The organism is Planctopirus sp. SH287 (assembly GCF_056500625.1).
Genome location: NZ_CM151403.1, coordinates 5267234 through 5288072, shown reverse-complemented (window position 1 = coordinate 5288072; position 20839 = coordinate 5267234). Strand labels below are relative to the sequence as shown.

The following is a 20839-nucleotide window of genomic DNA, read 5'->3' as shown; positions in this document are numbered from 1 at the left end:
ATTGTTGAAGCATCACGATAAATCCTTCTCTCTGAGGGAGAAGGTGGCCGGAGGCCGGGTGAAGGGGCGAATGTTGCCAGTGGTTCGCTGGTGATGCATCAGACCCTCACCCCAGCCCTCTCCCGCAAGCGGGCGAGGGAGCTTTCACGGATCGACTCTGAGACGATTCGCCATTTGAAATGGTGCATTGATCATCATGAAGTCATGATGCTTGCTCAGAGCCGCAAGCATGGCACGCATGCCGGTTTTACTTGCCTGCTGTCGTGAGGCCTGTGGCTGTTTCAGAGTGATTATTTGAATCCAGAGCAAGCTCATAACAGGCTGCCATCTCGGCATTGCGAAGGTAAAGTCGGGAACCAATGAGGACGGGATGGTTCCATGTTTTTCCTTCAATGGCCGGGACTTTGGCGAGTTCGACAGACTTCTGAGGATCAGCTTTCAACAGCACGATCTCGCCGGTATCACTGGTGACGAGGAGTTGCCCTTCATCGGGCAAGAGCAGCACTTGACCACTTCCGTAGCGACCACGCTTCCAGAGACGCTTGCCAGTTTCCAGAGAAACACAGGTGAAAATGTTGCCATCGAACCCGTAGAGGTTCCCTTGATATTCCACGAAGTCGTTGAAGTCGGCTTTGAGTTCGCGGGATGTCCAATCCTCAGTGATCATCCAGTTGGAATCGACTTTCTGGACGGTGATCTTGCGCGTGCCGTTCCCCAGGCTGGTTGTGAAGAGAATCGAGTTTCCAGAAACCAACGGTTGCAAGGCGCGATAGTTCTCGACCGGCCACGGATGGTTCCAGAGGATGTGACCATCTGCCACATCAAGAAACTGGAGTCCGGCGTTGGTACTCATCAATAGCCCTGACACCTCATCGAACTTTGCCAGTTGAGCAGAACTGTAACTGTGATCTCCCGAGGGAGCCGACCAGGCCAGTTCACCGTCAATCGCGCGATAAGCCAACACGCCTTTGTCACCCTCTCCACCGGCATACACAACCACCAGTCCTTGTGTCACCAGGGGTGAAGAGGCATAACCCCACATGGGTGGCTTACGGCCGGCATCTTTTTGTAAATCTCGCGTCCAACGTTTGATCCCTGTGAAAGGATCGAGCGCGACCAGCACTCCGTTGGCTCCCAATGCGAACAGTCCTTCATCGGCGATTGTGGGAGTGCCACGCGGGCCGGCCCCGGCTGTCGCTTCCCAGAACCGGCTGGGATAGGCACTGACCCACAGGACATCGCCCGTAGTGGCATCGAGACAGACGACAGCTTCGTCGTCGCCGCGTTGTTCCTGGGTGAAGAGCCGATTCCCAGCCACAGAAAATGACGACCATCCCGGGCCGATCGGCTTCTTCCAGATCGATTTCGGGGGAGTCTGCACCCAGTCAGTATTCAACACAATGCCCGGTTGTCGACCATCCCGCTGCGGCCCCCGAAAAGCGGGCCATTCCGCAGAAGCAACGGTAATCGTCTCTGTAAATGCAGGTGTCAGGGCAGGAACAGACGCGGCGGGAGTGGTGGCGATGGTTTGCAGGAACCTTTCTTCGGCTGTCTGCTCCCAGCGCCAGGAGAGTTGCGGCACGAATGCACCGGTCGATCCGGAAGTTTGCAGAAGATCCCAGTAGCCGACCGTCAGCGCCGTCGCGATCAGTGATAGGGGAAGGCGTAACGATGGACGTGAAGCCAGGAGACAAAGCGTGACCGCGAAGGCTGCAAAGCCGTAAGGAACTACGAACATGATGGCTCTCATCCCGGTCAGTGTGGGATGGAGGAGGAGGATCGAGATCACGATCAATGCGATCGCTCCCGCCGCGCCAACAATTCGTTCACGTCTGGTGGCCCGACTGAAAGCCAGCCACCAGACCAGGATCAAAAGACTGACTAACGCTGGCCCGAAAAAACAGGTCATGATCAACAGAATCGACGACGATTCGGCCAATGTCAGACTCATCCGCAACAGCAACATGGCAACAACCAGCATGGCCGCTGGCCACCAGCGCAGCGAGGTCTTCATGAGAGGAGGCTGAGCAGGAATCGCTGATTGTGATGTCATCGTATTTTCTCAATGATCAATGCCGGTTCATTTCACGTGAGTTGCGAAGCATGAAAGCGTCTGGAAAATTCCTGCCATTGGCGGACGTGACAATTTCTGCTGCCACCATCACGAGTTGCGATGCGTCACTTCGTGGTCTCAGCAGCCCGGCGGTACACGACCCGCCCGGAAAAATCTTTCCAGTTCCCCGCAGTCCCTGTCTTGGCCACCGTTCTTCCGCGATACTCCACCAGCGTCTTGCTCTGATCGTCGAAGACGAAATATCCTGGCTCACCCAGTGTGCGAAAAATCGGGTTTGAAGGTTCCATTCTGATTTCGGTGAAAGCCCGCCCCGACTGTGACCAGCCCTTCTCTTTCGACAACTTGAAGCCCAGAGCCTGATGACGGGCAGGAATTGGCATCGTGAACTCAACAGCCTTGCCCGCCTGAAGTTCATTCCATTTTGAAATGATGAAGTCAGGAATCGCAGGGGCCGCGACCATCTCCCCTGTGTCCTTTTCCGTGCTCTGCTTCGTCTTGCCGCCCGATGTGTGAGAGTAGGTCACTTTGCCGTGATTCATTTCGGCGGTTGAGGTCTCTCCTAACTGATGCTGGTCAAACTTCACTGTCACCAGCTTTCCGGATTCGTAAGCCGCTTCTATGGAAGTGGCAAGCTGCCCGTTCTGATCGGTGTAACGGTCAAAATAAACGCGGCCGCGCTCCGTTTCCTTCACTCCCCGCTCGACCATGAAAACCGGGGCTTGGCCTCCTTTGGCCGGAAAAGCCTCGCCTCGCAAGACAGGCTCTCCACCCAGAGCGACCAAAGCACATCCTAAAGACATTATCGACAGAATGCTGAATGTCAGACGCATGAAGACTCCCTTGACTGCGTGTATCCCAAACGCATGACGACCTGCCGGAACAGGCACGCAGGTCGCGCTCATCACTTTCCTGTCACGAACCTGCCGTACTGACAAAATAAGTCAATACGTCAGGATGATTGACGTTCTGTCGTATTTCGTCAATAAGAATTTTGAGGCATTCGGCGAAATGACGCTGCTTTGGCTCCGAAGCGTTTCCGGACACCAAGAGTCGTTCACTCCCCAATTCATCCCGTTGCGTCATGCGGATCACGCAAAGTGATGTCCCGGCAGGATCACCGTGTGAATTTCCAAAGAGGAGCCATGGCGCTCAGGAAAAGCCGGGAGATGCGGTTGTGGTTGCTGGTTGATTCAATGGCCGATATGTTCAGGGACATTGTGGTCGGGCTTTAACCCCATTTTCTTTTGGAAGTTGGGGTGACCAGCCGGATCTCGTTCAGGATCATGATGGAAACTCCCTGAAAATCAGGGATCGGCGGAAGGATATCGACGATGGGCTTGCTCACAGGCAAAAAGGGTGTGATTCTCGGTTTGGTCAACGATTACTCCATCGCCTGGGGAATCACCGAAAAGCTGCACGCTGAAGGGGCCGAACTGGCCTTCACCTTCTTGCCCGACAAAGATCCGGCAAATCCCAAGATGGAACGCCGGGTTCGCAAGCTGGTGGATCCGCTCGGTGCCAAGCATGTCATCCCCTGCGATGTTCAGAACGACGCAGATCTGGATAAGGCTTTCGCTGCCATTCACGAAGGAATGGGCCAGATTGATTTTGTCGTTCATTCGATTGCTTATGCACCGATTGACGACCTGAAGGGTGATGTCCATGCTTGCAGCCGCGAAGGCTTCAAGATGTCCATGGATATCAGCGTCTACAGCCTGCTGGCCGTCGTGCACCGTGCCCAGAAGATCATGAACGATGGCGGCAGCATCATCACTCTGACCTACCTGGGCGGTGAAAAAGTGATCCCGGGCTATAACGTCATGGGTCTGTGCAAGTCGGCTCTGGAATCAGCCGTCGAGTACCTGGCTGCCGAACTTGGTCAACGCAAAATCCGCGTCAACGCCATCAGTGCCGGCCCCATCCGCACCCTCAGTTCGTCCGCCGTCAAGGGGATCGATCTGATGCTGGCCATGTACGACACCATGTCGCCCATGCGCCAGAACGTTACCGCAGAAGATGTCGGCAAGTCAGCCGTTTATCTCCTCAGCGATATGTCAACCGGCGTCACCGGCGAGACACTCCACGTTGATTCAGGATACCACATCATGGGTGCACCTCCCCTCGACGCCTTCCCCTCCAAATCCTAACCCCCTTGCGGGGTTTGCCCCTCGCGGGGTTTGGGCCTATCGGCCGGGACGTGGGCTAAAGATCCGCAGGCTCGTTGGCCTGCTTCCCCTTGCGGGGCTTGGGGCGGCGTAGGGAGTCAGTCGTTTATTCACGAATGGGTCTTACGCCGCCAGGATGTTTTTTTCTTGGGATGTTCTTCGGGGATGTTGAACAGGCTTCTGCCTATCAAAAAGCCATGGGCAGGCGGGAGCCTGACTCTAACACTTCTAAAGAACTGATTATGGGTGTTCGCTGGAAGCGAATTGGTGTGGCGATTGTGGTTGTCGATGGCCACATTATTGTTGGTGAACGTCAGCCGGGGCAGTCGTTCGCGGGGTTGGCCGAGTTTCCCGGCGGTAAGGTTGAAGCGGGAGAAGATTTTTCATCCGCCGCCTGCCGGGAATGTCTCGAAGAGACGGGACTGGCAGTGCATCCTTTAGAGCAACTTGATGTGTGGGAACACTCGAAAGTTGTTGAAGATGGTCTGACAGAGACATTTCGCATCGAGTTCTGGAAATGTCAACCTGGCATGGAAACAACGCCAGAGACAACTCTGGAAGGGGCTTTTCGTTGGGTGCCACTGACGGACTTGCCCAAGCTCAAGTTCCCTTCAGCAAATGTCCGCATCCTTTCGATGCTTGTTGCCCGCAACGCATGAAACAGAGTCTGTCCGGTCATTGAAGCGGTGCCGGTAAGACTTCGGAATATTGGGCCAGTGTACCTGTTGTCACGAGTCCCAGTTTCAGCATCTCGCGGACGACTTCGCGAGCGATGGGGCCGGCCTGTTTTCCGCCGCTCCCTCCATGCTCCAGCACCACGGTCATCGCGTACCGGGGTTGTTTTGCGGGGACATATCCCGCGAACCAGGCATGGTCGGGCAGTCCTCCGCCAGCTTCTGCCGTTCCTGTTTTCCCGGCGATTTCAACCTCCTTGAGTCTGACCGTCTTATAGGCAGTTCCCTTGGGGTCATTCACCACCCGAAACATTCCCTCCTGAACAGTGGCGAGAGTCTGCGGTCGCAGGCGGTGTGGCGTTCCTCTGGCCGTTTGAACCAGAGACTGATCAGATGATGCCGATTCGGAATTCATCAGTTCCGTATCGACCAGTAATGGTGAGAAGTTTGATTTCAGCCTGGGGGTGATCAACTCTCCTCCATTGGCAATGGCCGCCATGAACCGGCACATTTGAATGGGCGTGACTTGCAGGCGTGATTGACCAATGGCCAGGCCCAGGGTTTCGCCGGGATACCAGGGCCGAGCTTTGGTGGCAGTGTCGGGAGTCGGCAGGAGTCCGGTCTGCTCGAAAGGAAGATCGATCCCGCTCAATTGACCAAACCCGAACTGCCGGGCCGTTTCCACAAGAGGAGTCGGGCCGGTCATGCGGGCGAGTTGAAAGAAGTAGACATTGCATGACTGGCACAGTGCGTCACTCAAAGTGGTTTCACCATGCCCAACGCCATAATGACGGAAAATCAGGCAACGATCACGGTGCGGTTGATCGAGATAGCCCACGCAGTCGATCGACGCGCCGGCCTTCATGCCAGCTTCCAGGCCGGCAATCGCCGAAAGGGGTTTGAATGTCGAGCCAGGTGCAATCGCCATGCGTGTGACGCGTTGAAAGAAGGGACGCCGTACATCGCTGGAGAGCCTCTCCCATTCTTCGGGTGTCGGCGAAGTCAGCAGATTGGCGTCGTATCCCGGAGCGCTGGCAGCAGCGATGACCTGCCCCGTACGAACATCGATCACGACAATGCTTCCTCCAGTAGGTGCCTGGTTTTTGGAGGTTGATGGGGTGGGGTTTACCTCTTCATTGGCATTCTCAGTTTTGTTCGCAGAAATCCCCATCGAGGCTTTTTCTGAGGTCGCGGCTGCTCCTGAAAGAGCGTCATTCAGCAGGGCTTCGGCAGACTTTTGAACAGCGACATCGAGCGAGAGATACAGATCCGTCCCGTGACGTGCCTGTCTGATGATCTGCTCATCAACAATGTTCCCATTGCGATCTTTTGTAATTTTTTTGAGGCCGCGCAGTCCGTGCAATTGCGCGTCATAGGAAAGCTCCAGTCCGCTGCGTCCGATCCGGTCACCCGTGCGGTAATCGAGAGGATCGCCCTCAGGCCAGCGTTCTTTTCGTTGGAGGGTTTCTTCTTCTCTCAAGGGCGTGCGGACACCCAGAAGATGGGCTGCCACGGTTTTTGCGGGATAAACCCGATGGGTCAGGACTCGCACTTCCAATCCGGGATATTGCTCCGGATGGGCACGAATAACTGAGGCCGCTTCTTCGTTGATTTTGGCGACCAGAGGATGGCTCTCCAACTCTTCGGCCAGCACAAACGGCTCATCCGACTTGCGGGCAGGGGGAGTTGTGAGTTCACGATGGAACTGTTTCCAAAGTCCATCAAGCTGGAATGTGACGGCAGCCAAATAACCTGTTGGCGTGGCATCGAATGCTGTTTTTGTCAGTTTCAGAGGGTCGTTTGCGGGAGGCGAGATCTCAAGCTTCTGAGTCTGCAGATCCAGAATGTGGGCGCGCATCCGCTCGATTCGTGATTGAATTTCCTGCCGCTGGCTGGAAAGGTCCTCTGCAGAAATTTGCAGCAGCGAAGAGAGTCGTTGCCACATTTCGGCCCGTTCGTGCAGCAATCGTGCTGACTGTGAGGCGACCATTGATGTCTCGCGGCGTTGCCGGCGAGAGAGCCGCTGATAGGCCTGCCGCTTCAACCATTCAGGATGGGGTGGTTCTTCCAGCCAGCGATAATCGGCCCGCAGTTCATAGGTTTCGGCATCGATCGCCAGCGGTGCTCCGTCAGCGGCCAGAATCCGTCCATCGCGAGCAGGGATATCGACAGTCCTGGTGGTGGTCGCTTCAAAGACCTGAGTGAACTGCGGTTGATGGAAAATCTGCAACTGAATCAGGCGGTAAGCGACAACGGCCAATGGAATCAAAAACAGGCAAGTGATGACCTTCAATCGCGTGGCAGGATGATCCAGCCAGCCGCGAGGCGGGCCGCTGTCAGCATCGTGAAAGCAGGAATGAGGGGCATTGAACATGGGGTTGTTGTCAGTTGCCAGTTGTTGGTTGGGAAGAGTCGTTTATCCTCTTTGATTGTGGGCATGCCAGTGTGGTTTTTTGCTTTTGTCTGACTTCGCTGTTGTTCTTCCGCACTGGCCCGGTCACAACAGATGACTTAGCTGCCCATGAGTGGTGGATCGCCGGGCGCGGGGAGTTCTAATCCTTGTCTCAAGGTTTGCAAAGTTTCATTCAACGTATTGGAAACCAGAGTCGCTGGCCCGCTGAATAAGGTGACAAGCAACAGCAGGCTGACCATGGCTTTCAACGAGAAACCGACGGCCTGAATGTTAATCTGCGGCACGGTATGACTCAGAAATCCAATGGCTGCATCCACCAGGCACATGACCAGCATGATGGGAGCAGCAAATCGAATGGCGAGCGAGAAGGACGCTTGCATCAAATGGTTGAGCATTTCCACACTGGCCGGCTCCCAGAACGCTCGTCCGACAGGGATGGTTTGAAAACTCTCCACCAGTGTTTTCAGCATCACCAGATGTCCGCCGATCGGCTCGAGTACCAGAAAGATCACTGTTCCCAGCCAGAACAGCAGTTGGCCGGTTTGCGAAGCGTTTGTCTTCAAGTCGGGGTTGAAAACTTCTCCTAAACCGAAGCCGCCCTGCTGATCGATGATCTGTCCCGCCATCTGCAATCCCGACAGGATGATCTGAATTCCCAAGCCCAGAAACAGGCCAATCACCAGCTCTCCCAGCAGAAGCAGCACTAATGCTCCCAGGCTGGAAGGAGCCGAGGGCCAGGCGGTGTATTCGTCCTGAGTCAAATGAACCGGCGGATGTTGGCTCTCGGAATCATCGGGGTGATTTTCAAAGCGAGCCGCAAGAGCAGGGGAGATCTCATCGCCTGACAGAACTTCATTCTGATCGGCATCCCTCAGGGCGAAGCCCCGTTCGGTCTGAATGGCAATGGTCGGTGTGATCAATAATGCCAGTACGAAAATCAGAATCGCCCGCACATTCATCGGTACAGAAGTGCTTCCCAGCAGTGGGCCGACCAGTGCCAGGCCCGAAAGCCTGACCAGCACTAACAGAAAAATCTGAAAGTGAGCGATGGCAGCCAGCATGACGGCCTGAGGCCAGAGGGAAGAAAACATAGTGATCTGATTTGTTGGAAGTTGGTGGTTGGTGGCTGAAAGGGCGCGATGGGTGAGGTTCTATTCGCTCGACAATCGGTCGGGGATGCTTGTGTAAAGGTCGTAGGCGTAACTGTCCATCAGATTCATTGACCACGGCAGTGTGAGCAGAGCGACCAGAACCATGATCACCAGCTTGGGAACAAAGCTCAGTGTCTGTTCCTGCAACTGCGTGACGGCCTGCGCAAGACTGATCACCAGGCCCACCAGCATGGCAGACATCAGGCTGGGAAGGCAGATCATCAGTGTGATGACGACCGCGTTCCGACAGAGTTCAACGGCAGTGTCTGGGGTCATAACGAGAAGGGACTGTTTTCTGGTTGGAAAGAGCCATCAGGCGGCTCCCTCGCCCATTCCGATGGGAGAGGGTGGGGGTGAGGGCGGATTCAAATCTATTGTGTGATCAATCCATGAGAGGCCTTATTACAAATCGCCCGGCATCCCTGGGGAATATGGTTTGGCTCGCGATATCGATCGGAAAGATCCTCACCCGGCCTTGCGGCCACCCTCTCCCGAAAGACCGGGCGAGGGTTGATTTCTGGCTTCTCCGCCTTCTTATCCTGAAGGGCGGACGCTTTCGAGCAGCATGCCCACAGTGAGGAACCAGCCATCGATCATGACGAACAGCAGCAACTTGAACGGGAGTGAGATCAGGACAGGAGGAAGCATCATCATCCCCATGCTGATCAGAATGGATGAGATGACCATATCGATGATCAAAAAGGGAAGGTAAATCTGAAAAGCAATCAGAAAACTGACCTTCAATTCGCTGAGCATATAAGCGGGCAACAAGGCCACGAGAGGCACGTCTTCGTAAGTTTCTGGTTCCTGCCAGGTGCTTCGCGCGGGGCTGTCTTCCGCCGGTCGCAGGAAATCGATGAACATCCAGACGGAGTCGCTGCTGCCAGTGCGATCGATCTGTTCTGCCATGAATTTGCGAATCGGAGCGACCGTTCGGTTGAAGGCCGTCCATTCATCGATCAGAGGCTCGCCGGGCCGAGGAGAAGTATAGGGCCGCACTCCCGCTTCATAGGCTTCCGTCCAGACCGGAGCCATCACAAGAAACGTGAGAAAAAGGCAGATGGAGGTGATGACCTGATTGGGTGGCAACTGCTGGGTTCCCAGCGCTTGCCGCAATAATCCCAGCACGATCACAAACCGGATGAAGCAGGTGGTCATCATGAGGATGCTGGGTGCCAGTGTGAGCACTGTCAGCAGGAACATGATTTTGAGTGTATTTGAAAGCCCGCTGCGTGATGTCAAATTTGAAGCATCCAGCCCGGCCGGTAACAGGGGGGCAGCAAGTCCCATGGGTGTGAGACCCGGTACGGAGGTCTGACCACCAAAATTGGCAGTGGCCGGCTGACTCGGTGAATTCGTGGGGAAACTGCCAAACGCATCAGTCAATCCTGTCTGATGTGTCTCTCCCGCAGGAACCGCCCGGTCAGAACGGATCACACCGGGGCTGTTCTCACGCAGCACGGCCTGAGCGAACACGGCTTGAGCGAAGACTCCCCAGACGATGGCCATGCCCAGCAGAAGAAACGCCTGTCTCTGCCACCCCATGCCATAGGGCTGTGGCAAAGAGAAGAGCATCCAGTGCCGCACATGCTGGCCAATTGTGAGCAAATTCATGAGCGGGCCTTTCGCTCAAAGAACTGCTGGAAACTTTTGACGGTGGAAGACTCTGCGAAACTGGATCGGCAGGCACCGACCAGCACATCGACTTCAATGGGATCGTTGATTTCGCTGAGTGTGCGTGCTCCATCCGGCCCGATTCCCAGAACCAGCACGCGCGTGCCGATGCGGACAAGCTGCAATGAAACGCGGGGTTCCAGAGGACGTCGTCCCAGAACCTGAACGGCAGATTCCGGCAGCGGTTGGACAGTGCCGGGGATGTGTCGCTTCAGCCAGGGAAGCGTGATCATGGCCATGATCAGAACTGCCGCCAGTGCGCCGACCGTCCACCATAAAGATCCTGAAGACGCGGTTCGCTGTGAGTTGCTGGTCGTCGACCGGCTTGCACCTCGTGCGGGAAGTGACTTGCCTGACTCTGAACCGGTTGAGGCGGGAGTCAGGCCCTCTTGAATACCGGGTCGGAAGCTGGCTGGTTCTACGGATTGACTGCCAGTGCTGTTGCTATTGATGCTGTTGCGCTGATTGACAACAGGGATGCCTCGTGATGGCTGCGTCTCTTGAGCTGATGACTCACTTGTCAGAGAGAAACAGCCCATCAGAAACAGGGTCAACCAAACCACAAACCATCGGCCATTCTGCCTGGAAAAATCGCTGGCACCGACAAGATGCGGTCGCGAAAATCTCGTGGTTCTTTCAACTTGAAAAGCAGAGCTAAACAGGTTGTCAAGTCCGACAACGGAGGACGTGACTACTGCATTGTCAAAGTATAAAATTCGGGTCTCTTCTGTTGTTAAGTCCGACAACGGAGGACGTTGCGGCGACATCAACCCTAGGACAAAGCCGTGACACGGCACTACGCATGAAACCCCAGGATAAAGCCGTGACACGGCTTTTGTTACCTGATGATGGGAAATCGTGGTGAGCCGCATGGCCTCTCCTGAATCGAGGGTCAGCCATCCTGAGTCAAAATTTCTGCAATTCGCACGCAGAAATTGTCGTTAAGCACCAGCACTTCACCGCGAGCGAGCAACTTACCATTGACGAGAATATCGACCGGGTCGCCCGCGAGTTTATCCAAAGGCACCACGGCTCCTTCACGAAGCTGCATCACTTCATCAATGAGCAGTTCGGTTCGTCCCAGCTCGATGCGAATATCCAGCTCGACATCCTGCAAAGCATCCAGCGGAAAAATGGGACTGGAGGTTTTTTGACTTTGAGGGGGGCCAAACTCTTCAAACTGAAATGGCAGTGGCGATTCACCAGGGATGGTTCCGCGAGTCGAACGATCCGGCAGATCGGCCGCCATGGCAGCCGCCAGTTGTTGCTCAGCCTGGCGAAGTGTTCGTTCAGCAGGCGCTCCCCGGCTGGAACCATGATCTGGCGTTCGTGAGCCGAAACCCGCTGATCCGGCATTGCCAGCCAGAGGGGATCCGAACAATTCACCACCGGGTGCTCCTCCCACACTTTCCCCGCGAGCCGCTTGCATCAGGGCTTCAATTTCTTCGGGGCTGAGGAGATCACCCATATCGCCAGACACGATGTTTGAACTTCCTTTTCACGAACGGTTCTCACCACCATGATTTCATTGAGATAATGAAGTGATGGCGATGAGTCATCAGTCGGCAGTCTTTGCCGGTTTTTCTCAAGAGGTGGTGTAATCGGGAATGGAAAACGGGTCAATGTGAGGTTTCGGGCATGGAGAAACTGAGATTTGCTTTGTGTGAACCCCTGTTTTTGAACGCGAATCCCCGGCAACGGGCCGCCGAACAGGTTCTTCTTTCGCTGGGAGTGGCTGACGTTCTGGCCGAATTCACTCCTGTGCTGGCAGGGACAATCCCTCTGGAAATCGACGTTCCCGGCAGCGATCTGGATGTTCTCTGTTACGCCACTGATTTATTGATATTTGAGCAACGTGCCGCTCTGCTCAGTCCGCAACTGGAGGGATACCGTTCACGTCTTCGGACGATCCAGGGGCATGTGTCGTTTGTGGCCAATGGACGGTATGGTGAATTTGAGATTGAGATTTTCGCCCAGAATGTCCCTGTTTCTGACCAATGGGGCTATCGTCATCTGCTGGTGGAAGAGGCTCTGTTGCGGGTCGGTGGCCCGGCGCTGGGGGACGATATCCGTTCGCTGAAAGCCCGGGGAATCAAAACGGAACCGGCGTTTGCCCAGGTGCTGGGACTGAAAGGTGATCCCTACGTGGCCTTGCTGGAACTGGAACACTGGAGTCAGGAACAGCTGCAGGAACTCGTCGAAAGACGCAATTCCTGATCAATAAAACAATGACTCTCACTGACAAAAAGTCACAGCGAGGACGGGACTATCTCACTTGGAAAGCGGTTTCAACAGATTGCCAAGTCTGACAACAGAGAACGTGGCGGCGGATTGAACTTCAAAACAAAGCCGTGGTGCGGCACTATCGTTTTTTCTCGCCGCGAAGAATGGGCTGGAGTTCTTCGACGAAGTCGTTGACGTCTTTGAACTCGCGATAAACCGAAGCAAAGCGGACAAACGCGACGTGATCGAGTGTTCGTAACTGCTCCATCACCCGCTCGCCGATTTCCCGGGAAGGGACTTCACGATCAAAGTTTTCGTAGAGTTCCCGCTCAATCACCGAGATGATTTCTTCAATCCGTTGCGGTGAGATCGGGCGTTTATAGCAGGCTTTTTCCAGGCCGGCCACAATTTTGTCGCGATCGAAGGGGACACGGGAGCCATCCTTCTTGATCACGCGAATGGGCGATTCTTCAATCGTTTCGTAGGTTGTAAACCGGCGTGCGCAGCCTAAGCACTCGCGACGGCGACGGATCATATAATCCTGGCTCGTTCGCGAGTCGATGACTTTCGTTTCGCTATGTCTGCAGAATGGACACATCATGGTGAGTGGTTTCGCATCCCGGTGGATCGCTTCCCGGCCTATCCTGTGGCTGGAAGCGATGTATTCGTCCTGAGCGCCCCGCTGCACCTCTTTCCCCAGCATGAGGCTACCGCCCGCCAGCGATGTTGCCTAGTGCCGTGATGTCGCTTTATTTTGAGGTTCGATGCGATGTCACGTCTTCTGCCGTGTGACATCGCAACGGATTCAACCTCAATCTTGAATGATGACGCGGCACTAAGCGGCCTTCTTAAGAGGCGGCGCAATGGTTTCGGGAAGAGGCTGGCCTTCATCGATGGCTACGAACTGAGCCGTAATGTCCCGGAGCGTTTCAGCGGATGCTGTGCGGGACAACGCGAGAGACGATTGCAGGCGCGCCAGCGACTCTTTGACTAACCGGGTGGAGATCGGTGCCCGATGCGCCAGGAAGATTTTATCGTGGATCTTTTCGGCACTCACTTCGGATTCATAAAAGAGTTCTTCATAGAGCTTTTCGCCAGGGCGCAGGCCTTTGAAGACAATGTCGATGTCATCGGGGTATTTGAGACCAGAGAGATAGATCATATCGCGGGCGAGGTCGAGAATCTTAACAGGGTCGCCCATGTCGAGAATCATCACGCCGCCGGTGGTGCCAATAGCTCCTGCCTGCAGCACCAACTGTACGGCTTCAGGGATCGTCATGAAGAAACGCACCATGTCGGGATGCGTGACCGTGATGGGGCCGCCCTCTTCGATCTGCTGGCGAAAAGTGGGAACAACGCTGCCAGCCGAGTTCAGCACGTTGCCGAAGCGGACGGTCATAAACTGCGTCTTGGACTTCTGCGAAGTGGCCTGAAGGTATTTCTCGGCGAACAGCTTCGTCGATCCCATGATATTCGTGGGGCGAACCGCCTTGTCGGTCGAGATGAGCACAAATCGCTCGACATTAAACTCGTCGGCAGTATCAACCAGAGTTTTCGTACCAAAGACGTTATTACGGATGGCTTCCTGCGGATTCGATTCCATCAGGGGAACGTGCTTGTAGGCCGCTGCGTGGAAAACAAGTTGCGGGCGATGATCCGAGAAGACTTGCGCCAAGGCATCAGCGTCACGGATATCGGCGATTTCATAGACCAGGCGTGTGCCGCCTGTGGTGGTGGTGAGAAGTTCCTGCTCCATCGTGAAAATGCCAAACTCGGACTGATCGAGCAGCACCAGAGTTTCTGGCCCCAATGCCAGGATTTGACGACAGAGTTCCGAGCCAATACTTCCCGCAGCCCCGGTCACAAGGACACGATGGCCTGAGATATACTTTCGCATGCCGTCCATATCCAGTTTTGTCGGATCACGGCGGAGCAGATCAGAGATGGTGACTTCGCGGGTGGCCAGCCGATAACGTCCGTTGACGATTTCATCAACGGCAGGAATGACATGTGCCAACAGACCGGCATCATGGCATTGAATGAGTAATTCCCGCACGACGCGGCCGGAAGTTGAGGACGGGATCAGCAGCAGTTCGGCTCGAACCCTGGTCGCGACGGTTGCCAGATCGACCTGACCACTGAAGACCTGAGCTTCGCCAATGATTCCCGATTGTGCGTGACCTTCGGGGTCGATAAACGCGCAAATCCGGTATTCGGATTGACTGCTCTTAATGGCTCGTAGAATCGCGACCGAGTTGACATCGGCTCCATAAATGATGGCCCGACGGGTGGGGATTTCGGAGATGCCACCTAACTTGCGATGAATCCGCGGATGGACAGATTCGCAGTAGCCGCGAATGACCGAGCGCAGACCTGCAATCGCCAGCACGGTGAGCATCAGATCGATCAGTACGATTGAACGGGGAATGGTTCCCCCAGATGGGAGAAAGGCATTCATGGCCAACATCAGTATCGCGGCGAAGAAGGCGTCACCCGTGATGTAAACCACATCAATGAGCGAGGTGTAGCGGTGCTTTCGTCGCCATTGTTGAGTCAGCAGATTGACGAGACATTTGACGGCGATCACCAGAGGAATGGTGCGCATTAACGTCTGCCAGGCACTCGTTTCAATTTCAAAATCAAAACGGAGAGAAAACGCCAACACATAGGTTAGCGCATAAATTGCCAGGTAAACAGGGGGGATGATGTACTGACGAAATGGCATTTGGCGGTTTCCTCACGATGTCCGGTGAAGTTCACCGGCGAGCATCCTGCTTTGGTCGTGGGGGTTGATTCGGGAAATATCCGCTGGACATTCTTCCTGAACGTCCAGCGATGAGCCTCGTTAAGTAATGAATGATGAACAGCCTGTCGAGAGCGGTCTTCGGCAATTGCCGACGAATTTCTTGACAAAACATGCTGTCGGAATGTGGCGACATGACAGTGCGACAAGTGTCGCAAACAATCACCCCGTCATTACTTATGTTGGAAATCGTTCTGGGGAATTTGCCGACGCCTCTTTGACCGAGAATTGACGCTCACGATGTTTCAGAGGTTGGCTTCCTGTATCGGAAATGCCACTGAACGAAATTCCGTTCTGACCTGAGGGGGAACCTGCTTATTGGGCACCAACTGCTGCTCTCGCCATTCCTGATAGAGAGTCTCAATAATCTCTTCCCACTGCCTGTTTTCTTGCAGGTTTTGCTTGAGTTGAAGCAGTAAAGGCCGCAGCGCTTCTGTCTCCGCGTGTTGAGCGTTCCTGCGGAAAATCAAAGGCTTCATAGCTTACCTTCCGACTCGTTTTGGTGAAGACGAATCGGGAATTCAGTGAGTCTGTGGAGAAAGTGGTGGCTACATATTGTATCGGCAGTGAAAATGCGCAGCTTGAAGCGGATTGGAAGTGTACGTAATCCATAACCTACAGGAAGAATAGCGGGGTGAGCGTTCGGAAGTTGCTGCCGTCAAAACACCGGAGGAGTATTCAGTTTGATTTCAACAGAATCAATGTGAGCGAATCCTAAAAATGGAGGATTCGGCAATAACTGCTGAAAATAAAAGGTGTTATGGAAAACTTCTTCAGCTATGAAGCTTTGGCCCGGCCGTTGCGATTCACTTTGGCATCTCTGATCCAGAGGAAATGGATGACAGAGGTGTTTCAATGAATATTGAGAAACGGAGACGGGAAATGAAGACATTTCTGAGTATCGCGGCAGTTGGAATTGTGGCGTTGGGCCTGGCAACCGGAAGCACCGCCGAGGCGGGGCCACCTGTGCATACCGTCGGCCACCACCATGGCGGGTATCCCTCCGGTGGCCCCCATTATGGAAGAGGATCGAACAAGTCGCTCTCGATTTCCATCGGTGGCGGCGGGTTTGGTGTGGGATACAACCGAGGTTATCCCGGCCCGATCTATGGCGGTCCGGTTTATCGCCCTTATCCTCCGGTCTATCGACCAGTCCCTGTGTATCCCGTGGCACCAGTCTACCCTGCACCACGCCCCTGGTATCCCGGTTGCGGTTGGTAATCGAGTAGGTCAGTCGACGCGACAGGCTTTGATGTCACAGGGATCAGCCCCAGATCCCCCAAGGCCGAATCCCTGGTGCCATCACTCATTTCCCAGAGAGTTCGCGAATGACCTGAGACTGATCACATGTCCGCAAAAGGCTTCGAGAGCACTCCTCGAAGCCTTTTGATTTCACATGAAGCTTACCGGCCTGAAGCGGCTAACATCGCATCTCTCGGGAGCCAGGCATGGCTGGTATTATAAGCGGGAGAGCAATTCGGACTTCTTCGTCGCGTATTCGTCCTGGGTGATCATCCCCTTCTGCTGCAAACCTGCAAGACGCTCGATCTTTGCGAAAATGTCGGCTTCCTGATCACTCGTGACGCTGGAACCATTCCCGCTAGGATTTGAGTTAGAATTTGAGTTGGAATTGGGCACAAACGAGGGCGGGTTGTGGAACGGGGCCGGTTGGTTCTGCTGCTGGTTTTGCTGTGCAGAGTTCTGGGGCGGCTGTCCGTTGACGGAGACAACCGGGAGCGTTGCCACATCGATGGTGCCGTACTGGCTGGTCAGTGTCAGCGAGCCACCGGATCCCTGCTGTTGCGAGACGCCGCCAATCTGATTGTCGAGCGTGTCGTAAACCGTCACTCGCCCGCCGATATCGACAGCCAGCCGCCGGGAGTTCGAGAAGTAGGCATAGCGAATGTTGTTCTGGCCGCCGCTGCCATTGGGGCTGCCGAGTTCCGCCGGCCACCATGACCCCGACGAGTTTCCGAAAGAGCCGGGAACAAACAAACTGACATTGCCGTTGCCCTGCTGCTGGCCGTTTTGCCACTGACCTGAACCACCCTGCGACTGGGATTGACCGCCAAAGTTCTGAAACGCGGGTCGGGGAGCCGGTGGAGGCGTGGGGACAAAAGGCTGCTGCTGAAGGAGTTGCGACAGTTCGCTACACAGGCCGTCGACCTTGTTCTTGAGGCCATGATTGAACATGTCCCCGACCATTGTCATCCCGCCCTGCATCCACTGGCCGCCGCCGCCGAGTTCGGAATGAAAGAATTGGGCCATGGTTCCGCCGCCATTGGAGACCGCCTGAAGCATCGTCATGACAGCGTCCGTGCTGACGTTATAACGCTGTGAAAGTTCCAGAACTTTCTGCCAACCCTGATCGGTAAGACGCTGCATAATGAAACTCCCACGGCCCGTTAATAATGCGTGCTGACTGTCGTCCTCCCGAATGATGCGGCGACCAATCAACCCACAGTACCAGTAATCCAGGGGAATAAGTAGTGCCGTGTTACAGCGTCGCCTCGAAGATCCCTACGCGGCAACAGCCTCCATTGTGGAAATTCACCACTTGTTAACATCCGTTGGCAACGTGAAAGGTGGCTCATGACTGAGACGCATTCCCATTGGATATAGCGTTCTGTGTCCCATGCTTGCATTTTCTGGCACCAGTTGCTGGCTGGCGACATCTGGCGAAATTTTCGCTGGAAATGCGTAGGAATTGTTCCGCGCTTCGATTCCTGGCTTACTCCGATTACAATCCCCAGTTGCAATCACGGTTTCGTTCGAGTCGTGTCGTTCGGGATGAGAAGACGTCTTAGACGGGTGAATGGTTCATGGCTTTGGAAATCGTCAAATATGGGCATCCCGCCCTGCGGCATCAATCGGCTCCGGTTCAGGAGATCAACTCGGAATTGCGCAAGGCGGTTTCCGAGATGTTTGAATTGATGTACGCCGCGAATGGCGTGGGATTGGCGGCTAATCAGGTCGCAATTCCCTTACGGTTTTTTGTCTTGAATCTGACGGGTGATGCGGCTGAAAAAGACGAAGAACTGGTTTTCATTAACCCCGAAATCCTCAATCGCAAAGGAACGTGCGAAGGGGAAGAGGGCTGCCTCAGTTTTCCCGGACTTTACGCTCCCGTGAAGCGCGCCGGCGAAGTATTGATTGAAGCCTTTGACCTCGAAGGGCGTTGCTTCGAGTTCAAACTATCGGCCAGAGAAGATGATCTCGCCGTCCGGGCGGTGCAGCATGAGAATGATCATCTGGATGGAGTGCTGTTTATCGATCGTCTGGCAGAGAGTGTGAAGCGAGAAAAGCAGTCCGCGATTGACGAATATCAACGTCAATTTGTGGCTCGTCAGGCGGCTGGTGAAGTGGAGTCGACCGAGGCTCTCAAGCAAAGGCTGGTTTCATGGCCGAAATAGAGGCAAACGACGACCCCACACAGACGACCCCGGTACAGATGATTCCCTCACAGACGATCCCAGCACAGACGATCCCAGCACAGACGATTACCGTCCAGATTAATGGTCAGCCACGCGAGATCCCCGCAGCCACGACCTTGACTGCTTTGGTCAGCCTCCTGCAACTGGAGCCAAGGTATCTGGCGATTGAGCTGAATGGTCAGGTGATTTCCCGAAAAATCCATGCGACCACCCTGCTCTCTCCCGGCGATCTTCTGGAGGTTGTGACGCTGGTCGGGGGCGGTTAGTCCCTTCCGCTTCAACGCGTTGCTCGAGCATGGCACAAAAGGCATCAATCCTGAGTGCATAGTCAAAGTATAAAATTCGGGTCTCTTCTGTTGTTAAGTCCGACAACGGAGGACGTTGCGGCGACATCATCCCGAAGACAAAGCCGTGACACGGCACTGAGTATGTCCCCACCGATCTGGCGGCGTAAGACCCATCCGTTTATCAACAACTGACTTCATACGCCGCCCCAAACCCCGCAAGGGGCTGGCAGCGTAAGACCCAATCGTGGATCAATAACTGACTCTCATACGCCACCCCAAACTGCTCAAGGGTGGAGCAAGCATGTCACACACGGCGCCGTTAAATCATGGCATCCGGGTTAGAACTCGCCCATGACGTTTCCGTCGGCGCGCTGGCCGAGGTTACGCCAGATATCGCGGTTGATGTTGTCGCTGACGAAACGAACAGCACCGTCGCACAGCAGAACATGCACACCGCCAGTGTGTTTACTTCGGGATCCCGCGTTGATGTAAACGTCAAAGCGTTCGCAATCTTCGCTGTTGAAATTCGGAGTGGTGTTGGTAGTGTAAGCCCAAGTGGAAGTGTTACCCCAGATCCAGGAGTAGCCACGGCGAGCACGGACTGTTCCTGGCTGACTACAATCTATTACGTCTGTACCAGTCATTTCCTTAATGTCATGTCCAGCAATAATTTCAGCAACGCCCATGGTGTTCGATGTGCCATCAGTAATCCGTGAAAATCGGCAGTGGCTATTCGGAGCAAAGACTCCAGGTTCGGTGCCATTATTGAGTACCATGCGTGACCATTCGCCGTTTCCGGCAATCTGGCTGCCATGACCGGAAGTGGATGTCGCGACGACTCCCCCGTTGCCATGCAGGCGATAATGGTTTCCTCCAATACAGGCGGCGTAGCTCGTGGGAGCATGATCCGCATGAAGGGTTGTGCGGATAATAATATCACTTGGGCATCTGTAGGCAGGCATGTTCGTATTCCGCACATTGTTGGGATCGAAGGAGCCGCTACCTCGACGACTGAAATCAACTTTGGCGAACAGCGGGGCCTGATCGATCTGGGGCAGGATTCTGGCCATCCACGTCGTGCGGTTGGAATCGTTAGGCAAGGTGACTGATCCACGGTCTTCAAACAGGCAGCCGATGGGCAGGCAGTTGTAGATATCGTGGTAGTTATGAAGGGCCAGACCCATTTGCTTCAGATTATTCCGGCAACCGGTTCGGCGAGCCGACTCCCGCGCCTGCTGCACGGCTGGCAAGAGCAACGCAATCAGAATGGCGATGATCGCAATCACCACCAGCAGCTCGATCAGAGTAAAGGCGGATCGATGTCGTAACATCTGCGGTGAATGGGAGGACGAACGTGGAAACATGGCAATCCCTCAGTAATCAATGATCAGGAAAAGTCAGTACGGAAAATAGAGATAGGACTTAGCAGCAATCGGAGAAACAGATTTAATGGCTGACGTGATTTATCAGGAAGAGTGCATGACGAAAAGCTATTTGGTCAGTTCAAACGTGAACTCGTTGGTTCCCTTTTGCACTGTTTTTGTCAGTTCCGTGCTGGTGTTGTAACGGGGCGGAATCACCTGGGCCTGCTGGGCTTCCATGACACCATCGGGATTTTTGACTTGCTTGCCGGTGGCCTGGATGGACGTGATCTCGACTTTATTATTCCCAACCACCACACCCTGCCGGTTAGTCGAGGCAGTGGATGAATTGAATTCGCCGTCTTTGATGGGAATCTGCACCGGGGCGCCCGTGGTTCCGACTTCAGGCACAAACAGAATCAATCCCGACTCCAGCGGCTGACCATTAAAAGTGACTTTCCCTTTCACAACCGCTCGATCAATGCCATCGCCGCCACATCCGCTCAGAGACACCAGCAGGCCGCTGGCCAGAAACAAAACACCCAAACCACCGCGAATAGACCACATAATGACGCCCGTT

20 protein-coding genes are annotated in these 20839 nt (G+C 54.7%); 6 read left to right on the top strand and 14 right to left on the bottom strand.

Features of this window, described 5'->3' with window-relative positions; translation table 11 throughout:
* Positions 1-247: 247 nt before the first annotated feature.
* Together SH287x_RS19720 and SH287x_RS19715 are read right to left on the bottom strand one after the other, a co-directional pair.
* The gene (locus SH287x_RS19720) at positions 248-2053 is read right to left on the bottom strand and encodes an outer membrane protein assembly factor BamB family protein (RefSeq protein WP_479516113.1); all 1806 of its coding nucleotides are present in this window, start codon (positions 2051-2053) and stop codon (positions 248-250) included.
* 125 nt (positions 2054-2178) lie between these two features.
* On the bottom strand, positions 2179-2904 hold the full coding sequence (locus SH287x_RS19715) for a hypothetical protein (protein ID WP_479516112.1): 726 nt from the start codon (positions 2902-2904) through the stop codon (positions 2179-2181).
* A gap of 501 nt (positions 2905-3405) precedes the next feature.
* On the opposite strand from SH287x_RS19715, the gene SH287x_RS19710 reads away from it, so the two are divergent.
* Positions 3406-4221 (top strand): enoyl-ACP reductase FabI, encoded by an 816-nt coding sequence (locus SH287x_RS19710; RefSeq protein WP_479516111.1) that lies wholly within the window; start codon positions 3406-3408, stop codon positions 4219-4221.
* A gap of 170 nt (positions 4222-4391) precedes the next feature.
* Positions 4392-4898 (top strand): NUDIX domain-containing protein, encoded by a 507-nt coding sequence (locus SH287x_RS19705; protein WP_479516110.1) that lies wholly within the window; start codon positions 4392-4394, stop codon positions 4896-4898.
* A 16-nt stretch (positions 4899-4914) separates the two neighbouring features.
* Here SH287x_RS19705 and SH287x_RS19700 read toward each other — a convergent pair whose 3' ends face one another.
* From SH287x_RS19700 to fliN, 6 genes are all read right to left on the bottom strand, one after another.
* Complete coding sequence (locus SH287x_RS19700; RefSeq protein WP_479516109.1) at positions 4915-7287, bottom strand: peptidoglycan D,D-transpeptidase FtsI family protein; 2373 nt, start codon at positions 7285-7287, stop codon at positions 4915-4917.
* Between the two features lie 137 nt (positions 7288-7424).
* Positions 7425-8417, bottom strand: a complete 993-nt coding sequence (locus SH287x_RS19695) for a flagellar biosynthetic protein FliR (RefSeq protein ID WP_479516108.1) — start codon at positions 8415-8417, stop codon at positions 7425-7427.
* Between the two features lie 60 nt (positions 8418-8477).
* Positions 8478-8753 carry a flagellar biosynthesis protein FliQ gene (fliQ, locus tag SH287x_RS19690; RefSeq protein WP_479516106.1) on the bottom strand — a complete coding sequence of 92 codons (276 nt, stop codon included), beginning with the start codon at positions 8751-8753 and terminating at the stop codon, positions 8478-8480.
* Between the two features lie 258 nt (positions 8754-9011).
* Positions 9012-10091 (bottom strand): flagellar type III secretion system pore protein FliP, encoded by a 1080-nt coding sequence (gene fliP / locus SH287x_RS19685; RefSeq protein WP_479516104.1) that lies wholly within the window; start codon positions 10089-10091, stop codon positions 9012-9014.
* Entirely contained in the window at positions 10088-10714 is a 627-nt protein-coding gene (locus SH287x_RS19680; protein WP_479516103.1) for a FliO/MopB family protein, read from the bottom strand. Before SH287x_RS19680 ends, fliP begins: the two co-directional genes overlap by 4 nt.
* Before the next feature lie 329 nt (positions 10715-11043).
* Positions 11044-11631, bottom strand: a complete 588-nt coding sequence (gene fliN, locus SH287x_RS19675) for a flagellar motor switch protein FliN (RefSeq protein ID WP_479516102.1) — start codon at positions 11629-11631, stop codon at positions 11044-11046.
* 158 nt (positions 11632-11789) lie between these two features.
* Here fliN and SH287x_RS19670 point away from each other — a divergent pair, with 158 nt between their 5' ends.
* Complete coding sequence (locus SH287x_RS19670) at positions 11790-12368, top strand: DUF4269 domain-containing protein (RefSeq protein WP_479516101.1); 579 nt, start codon at positions 11790-11792, stop codon at positions 12366-12368.
* Between the two features lie 145 nt (positions 12369-12513).
* Here the strand turns inward: SH287x_RS19670 and nrdR are convergent, their stop codons facing one another.
* The 3 genes from nrdR to SH287x_RS19655 all read right to left on the bottom strand — a co-directional run bounded on the left by nrdR (position 12514) and on the right by SH287x_RS19655 (position 15656).
* Positions 12514-12975, bottom strand: coding sequence for a transcriptional regulator NrdR (nrdR, locus tag SH287x_RS19665; protein ID WP_479518743.1), 462 nt, complete (start codon positions 12973-12975; stop codon positions 12514-12516).
* A gap of 234 nt (positions 12976-13209) precedes the next feature.
* Positions 13210-15099, bottom strand: a complete 1890-nt coding sequence (locus SH287x_RS19660) for a polysaccharide biosynthesis protein (RefSeq protein ID WP_479516100.1) — start codon at positions 15097-15099, stop codon at positions 13210-13212.
* Positions 15100-15422: 323 nt separating this feature from the next.
* On the bottom strand, positions 15423-15656 hold the full coding sequence (locus SH287x_RS19655; RefSeq protein WP_479516099.1) for a hypothetical protein: 234 nt from the start codon (positions 15654-15656) through the stop codon (positions 15423-15425).
* Positions 15657-16059: 403 nt separating this feature from the next.
* Here SH287x_RS19655 and SH287x_RS19650 point away from each other — a divergent pair, with 403 nt between their 5' ends.
* A complete protein-coding gene (locus tag SH287x_RS19650) occupies positions 16060-16398 on the top strand; it encodes a hypothetical protein (protein WP_479516098.1) in 339 nt (112 codons plus the stop codon).
* Between the two features lie 237 nt (positions 16399-16635).
* Here the strand turns inward: SH287x_RS19650 and SH287x_RS19645 are convergent, their stop codons facing one another.
* Positions 16636-17562: an SHOCT domain-containing protein gene (locus tag SH287x_RS19645; RefSeq protein ID WP_479516097.1), complete on the bottom strand. Its 927-nt coding sequence runs from the start codon at positions 17560-17562 to the stop codon at positions 16636-16638.
* Between the two features lie 437 nt (positions 17563-17999).
* Here SH287x_RS19645 and def point away from each other — a divergent pair, with 437 nt between their 5' ends.
* Positions 18000-18590: a peptide deformylase gene (gene def / locus SH287x_RS19640; protein WP_479516096.1), complete on the top strand. Its 591-nt coding sequence runs from the start codon at positions 18000-18002 to the stop codon at positions 18588-18590.
* Positions 18578-18877 carry a sulfur carrier protein ThiS gene (gene thiS / locus SH287x_RS19635; RefSeq protein WP_479516095.1) on the top strand — a complete coding sequence of 100 codons (300 nt, stop codon included), beginning with the start codon at positions 18578-18580 and terminating at the stop codon, positions 18875-18877. Before def ends, thiS begins: the two co-directional genes overlap by 13 nt.
* A gap of 359 nt (positions 18878-19236) precedes the next feature.
* On the opposite strand, the gene SH287x_RS19630 is transcribed toward thiS, so the two are convergent.
* Entirely contained in the window at positions 19237-20262 is a 1026-nt protein-coding gene (locus SH287x_RS19630) for a DUF1559 domain-containing protein (protein WP_479516094.1), read from the bottom strand.
* Positions 20263-20388: 126 nt separating this feature from the next.
* Positions 20389-20826 (bottom strand): hypothetical protein, encoded by a 438-nt coding sequence (locus SH287x_RS19625; protein WP_479516093.1) that lies wholly within the window; start codon positions 20824-20826, stop codon positions 20389-20391.
* Positions 20827-20839: the final 13 nt, after the last annotated feature.

Bases quoted from the DNA above. Each gene is read 5' to 3' on its own strand.
- SH287x_RS19720 (WP_479516113.1), bottom strand. From the start codon at position 2,053: ATGACATCACAATCAGCGATTCCTGCTCAGCCTCCTCTCATGAAGACC.
- SH287x_RS19715 (WP_479516112.1), bottom strand. From the start codon at position 2,904: ATGCGTCTGACATTCAGCATTCTGTCGATAATGTCTTTAGGATGTGCT.
- SH287x_RS19710 (WP_479516111.1), top strand. From the start codon at position 3,406: ATGGGCTTGCTCACAGGCAAAAAGGGTGTGATTCTCGGTTTGGTCAAC.
- SH287x_RS19705 (WP_479516110.1), top strand. From the start codon at position 4,392: ATGTTCTTCGGGGATGTTGAACAGGCTTCTGCCTATCAAAAAGCCATG.
- SH287x_RS19700 (WP_479516109.1), bottom strand. From the start codon at position 7,287: ATGTTCAATGCCCCTCATTCCTGCTTTCACGATGCTGACAGCGGCCCG.
- SH287x_RS19695 (WP_479516108.1), bottom strand. From the start codon at position 8,417: ATGTTTTCTTCCCTCTGGCCTCAGGCCGTCATGCTGGCTGCCATCGCT.
- fliQ (WP_479516106.1), bottom strand. From the start codon at position 8,753: ATGACCCCAGACACTGCCGTTGAACTCTGTCGGAACGCGGTCGTCATC.
- fliP (WP_479516104.1), bottom strand. From the start codon at position 10,091: ATGAATTTGCTCACAATTGGCCAGCATGTGCGGCACTGGATGCTCTTC.
- SH287x_RS19670 (WP_479516101.1), top strand. From the start codon at position 11,790: ATGGAGAAACTGAGATTTGCTTTGTGTGAACCCCTGTTTTTGAACGCG.
- nrdR (WP_479518743.1), bottom strand. From the start codon at position 12,975: ATGATGTGTCCATTCTGCAGACATAGCGAAACGAAAGTCATCGACTCG.
- SH287x_RS19660 (WP_479516100.1), bottom strand. From the start codon at position 15,099: ATGCCATTTCGTCAGTACATCATCCCCCCTGTTTACCTGGCAATTTAT.
- SH287x_RS19655 (WP_479516099.1), bottom strand. From the start codon at position 15,656: ATGAAGCCTTTGATTTTCCGCAGGAACGCTCAACACGCGGAGACAGAA.
- SH287x_RS19650 (WP_479516098.1), top strand. From the start codon at position 16,060: ATGAAGACATTTCTGAGTATCGCGGCAGTTGGAATTGTGGCGTTGGGC.
- SH287x_RS19645 (WP_479516097.1), bottom strand. From the start codon at position 17,562: ATGCAGCGTCTTACCGATCAGGGTTGGCAGAAAGTTCTGGAACTTTCA.
- def (WP_479516096.1), top strand. From the start codon at position 18,000: ATGGCTTTGGAAATCGTCAAATATGGGCATCCCGCCCTGCGGCATCAA.
- thiS (WP_479516095.1), top strand. From the start codon at position 18,578: ATGGCCGAAATAGAGGCAAACGACGACCCCACACAGACGACCCCGGTA.
- SH287x_RS19630 (WP_479516094.1), bottom strand. From the start codon at position 20,262: ATGTTTCCACGTTCGTCCTCCCATTCACCGCAGATGTTACGACATCGA.
- SH287x_RS19625 (WP_479516093.1), bottom strand. From the start codon at position 20,826: ATGTGGTCTATTCGCGGTGGTTTGGGTGTTTTGTTTCTGGCCAGCGGC.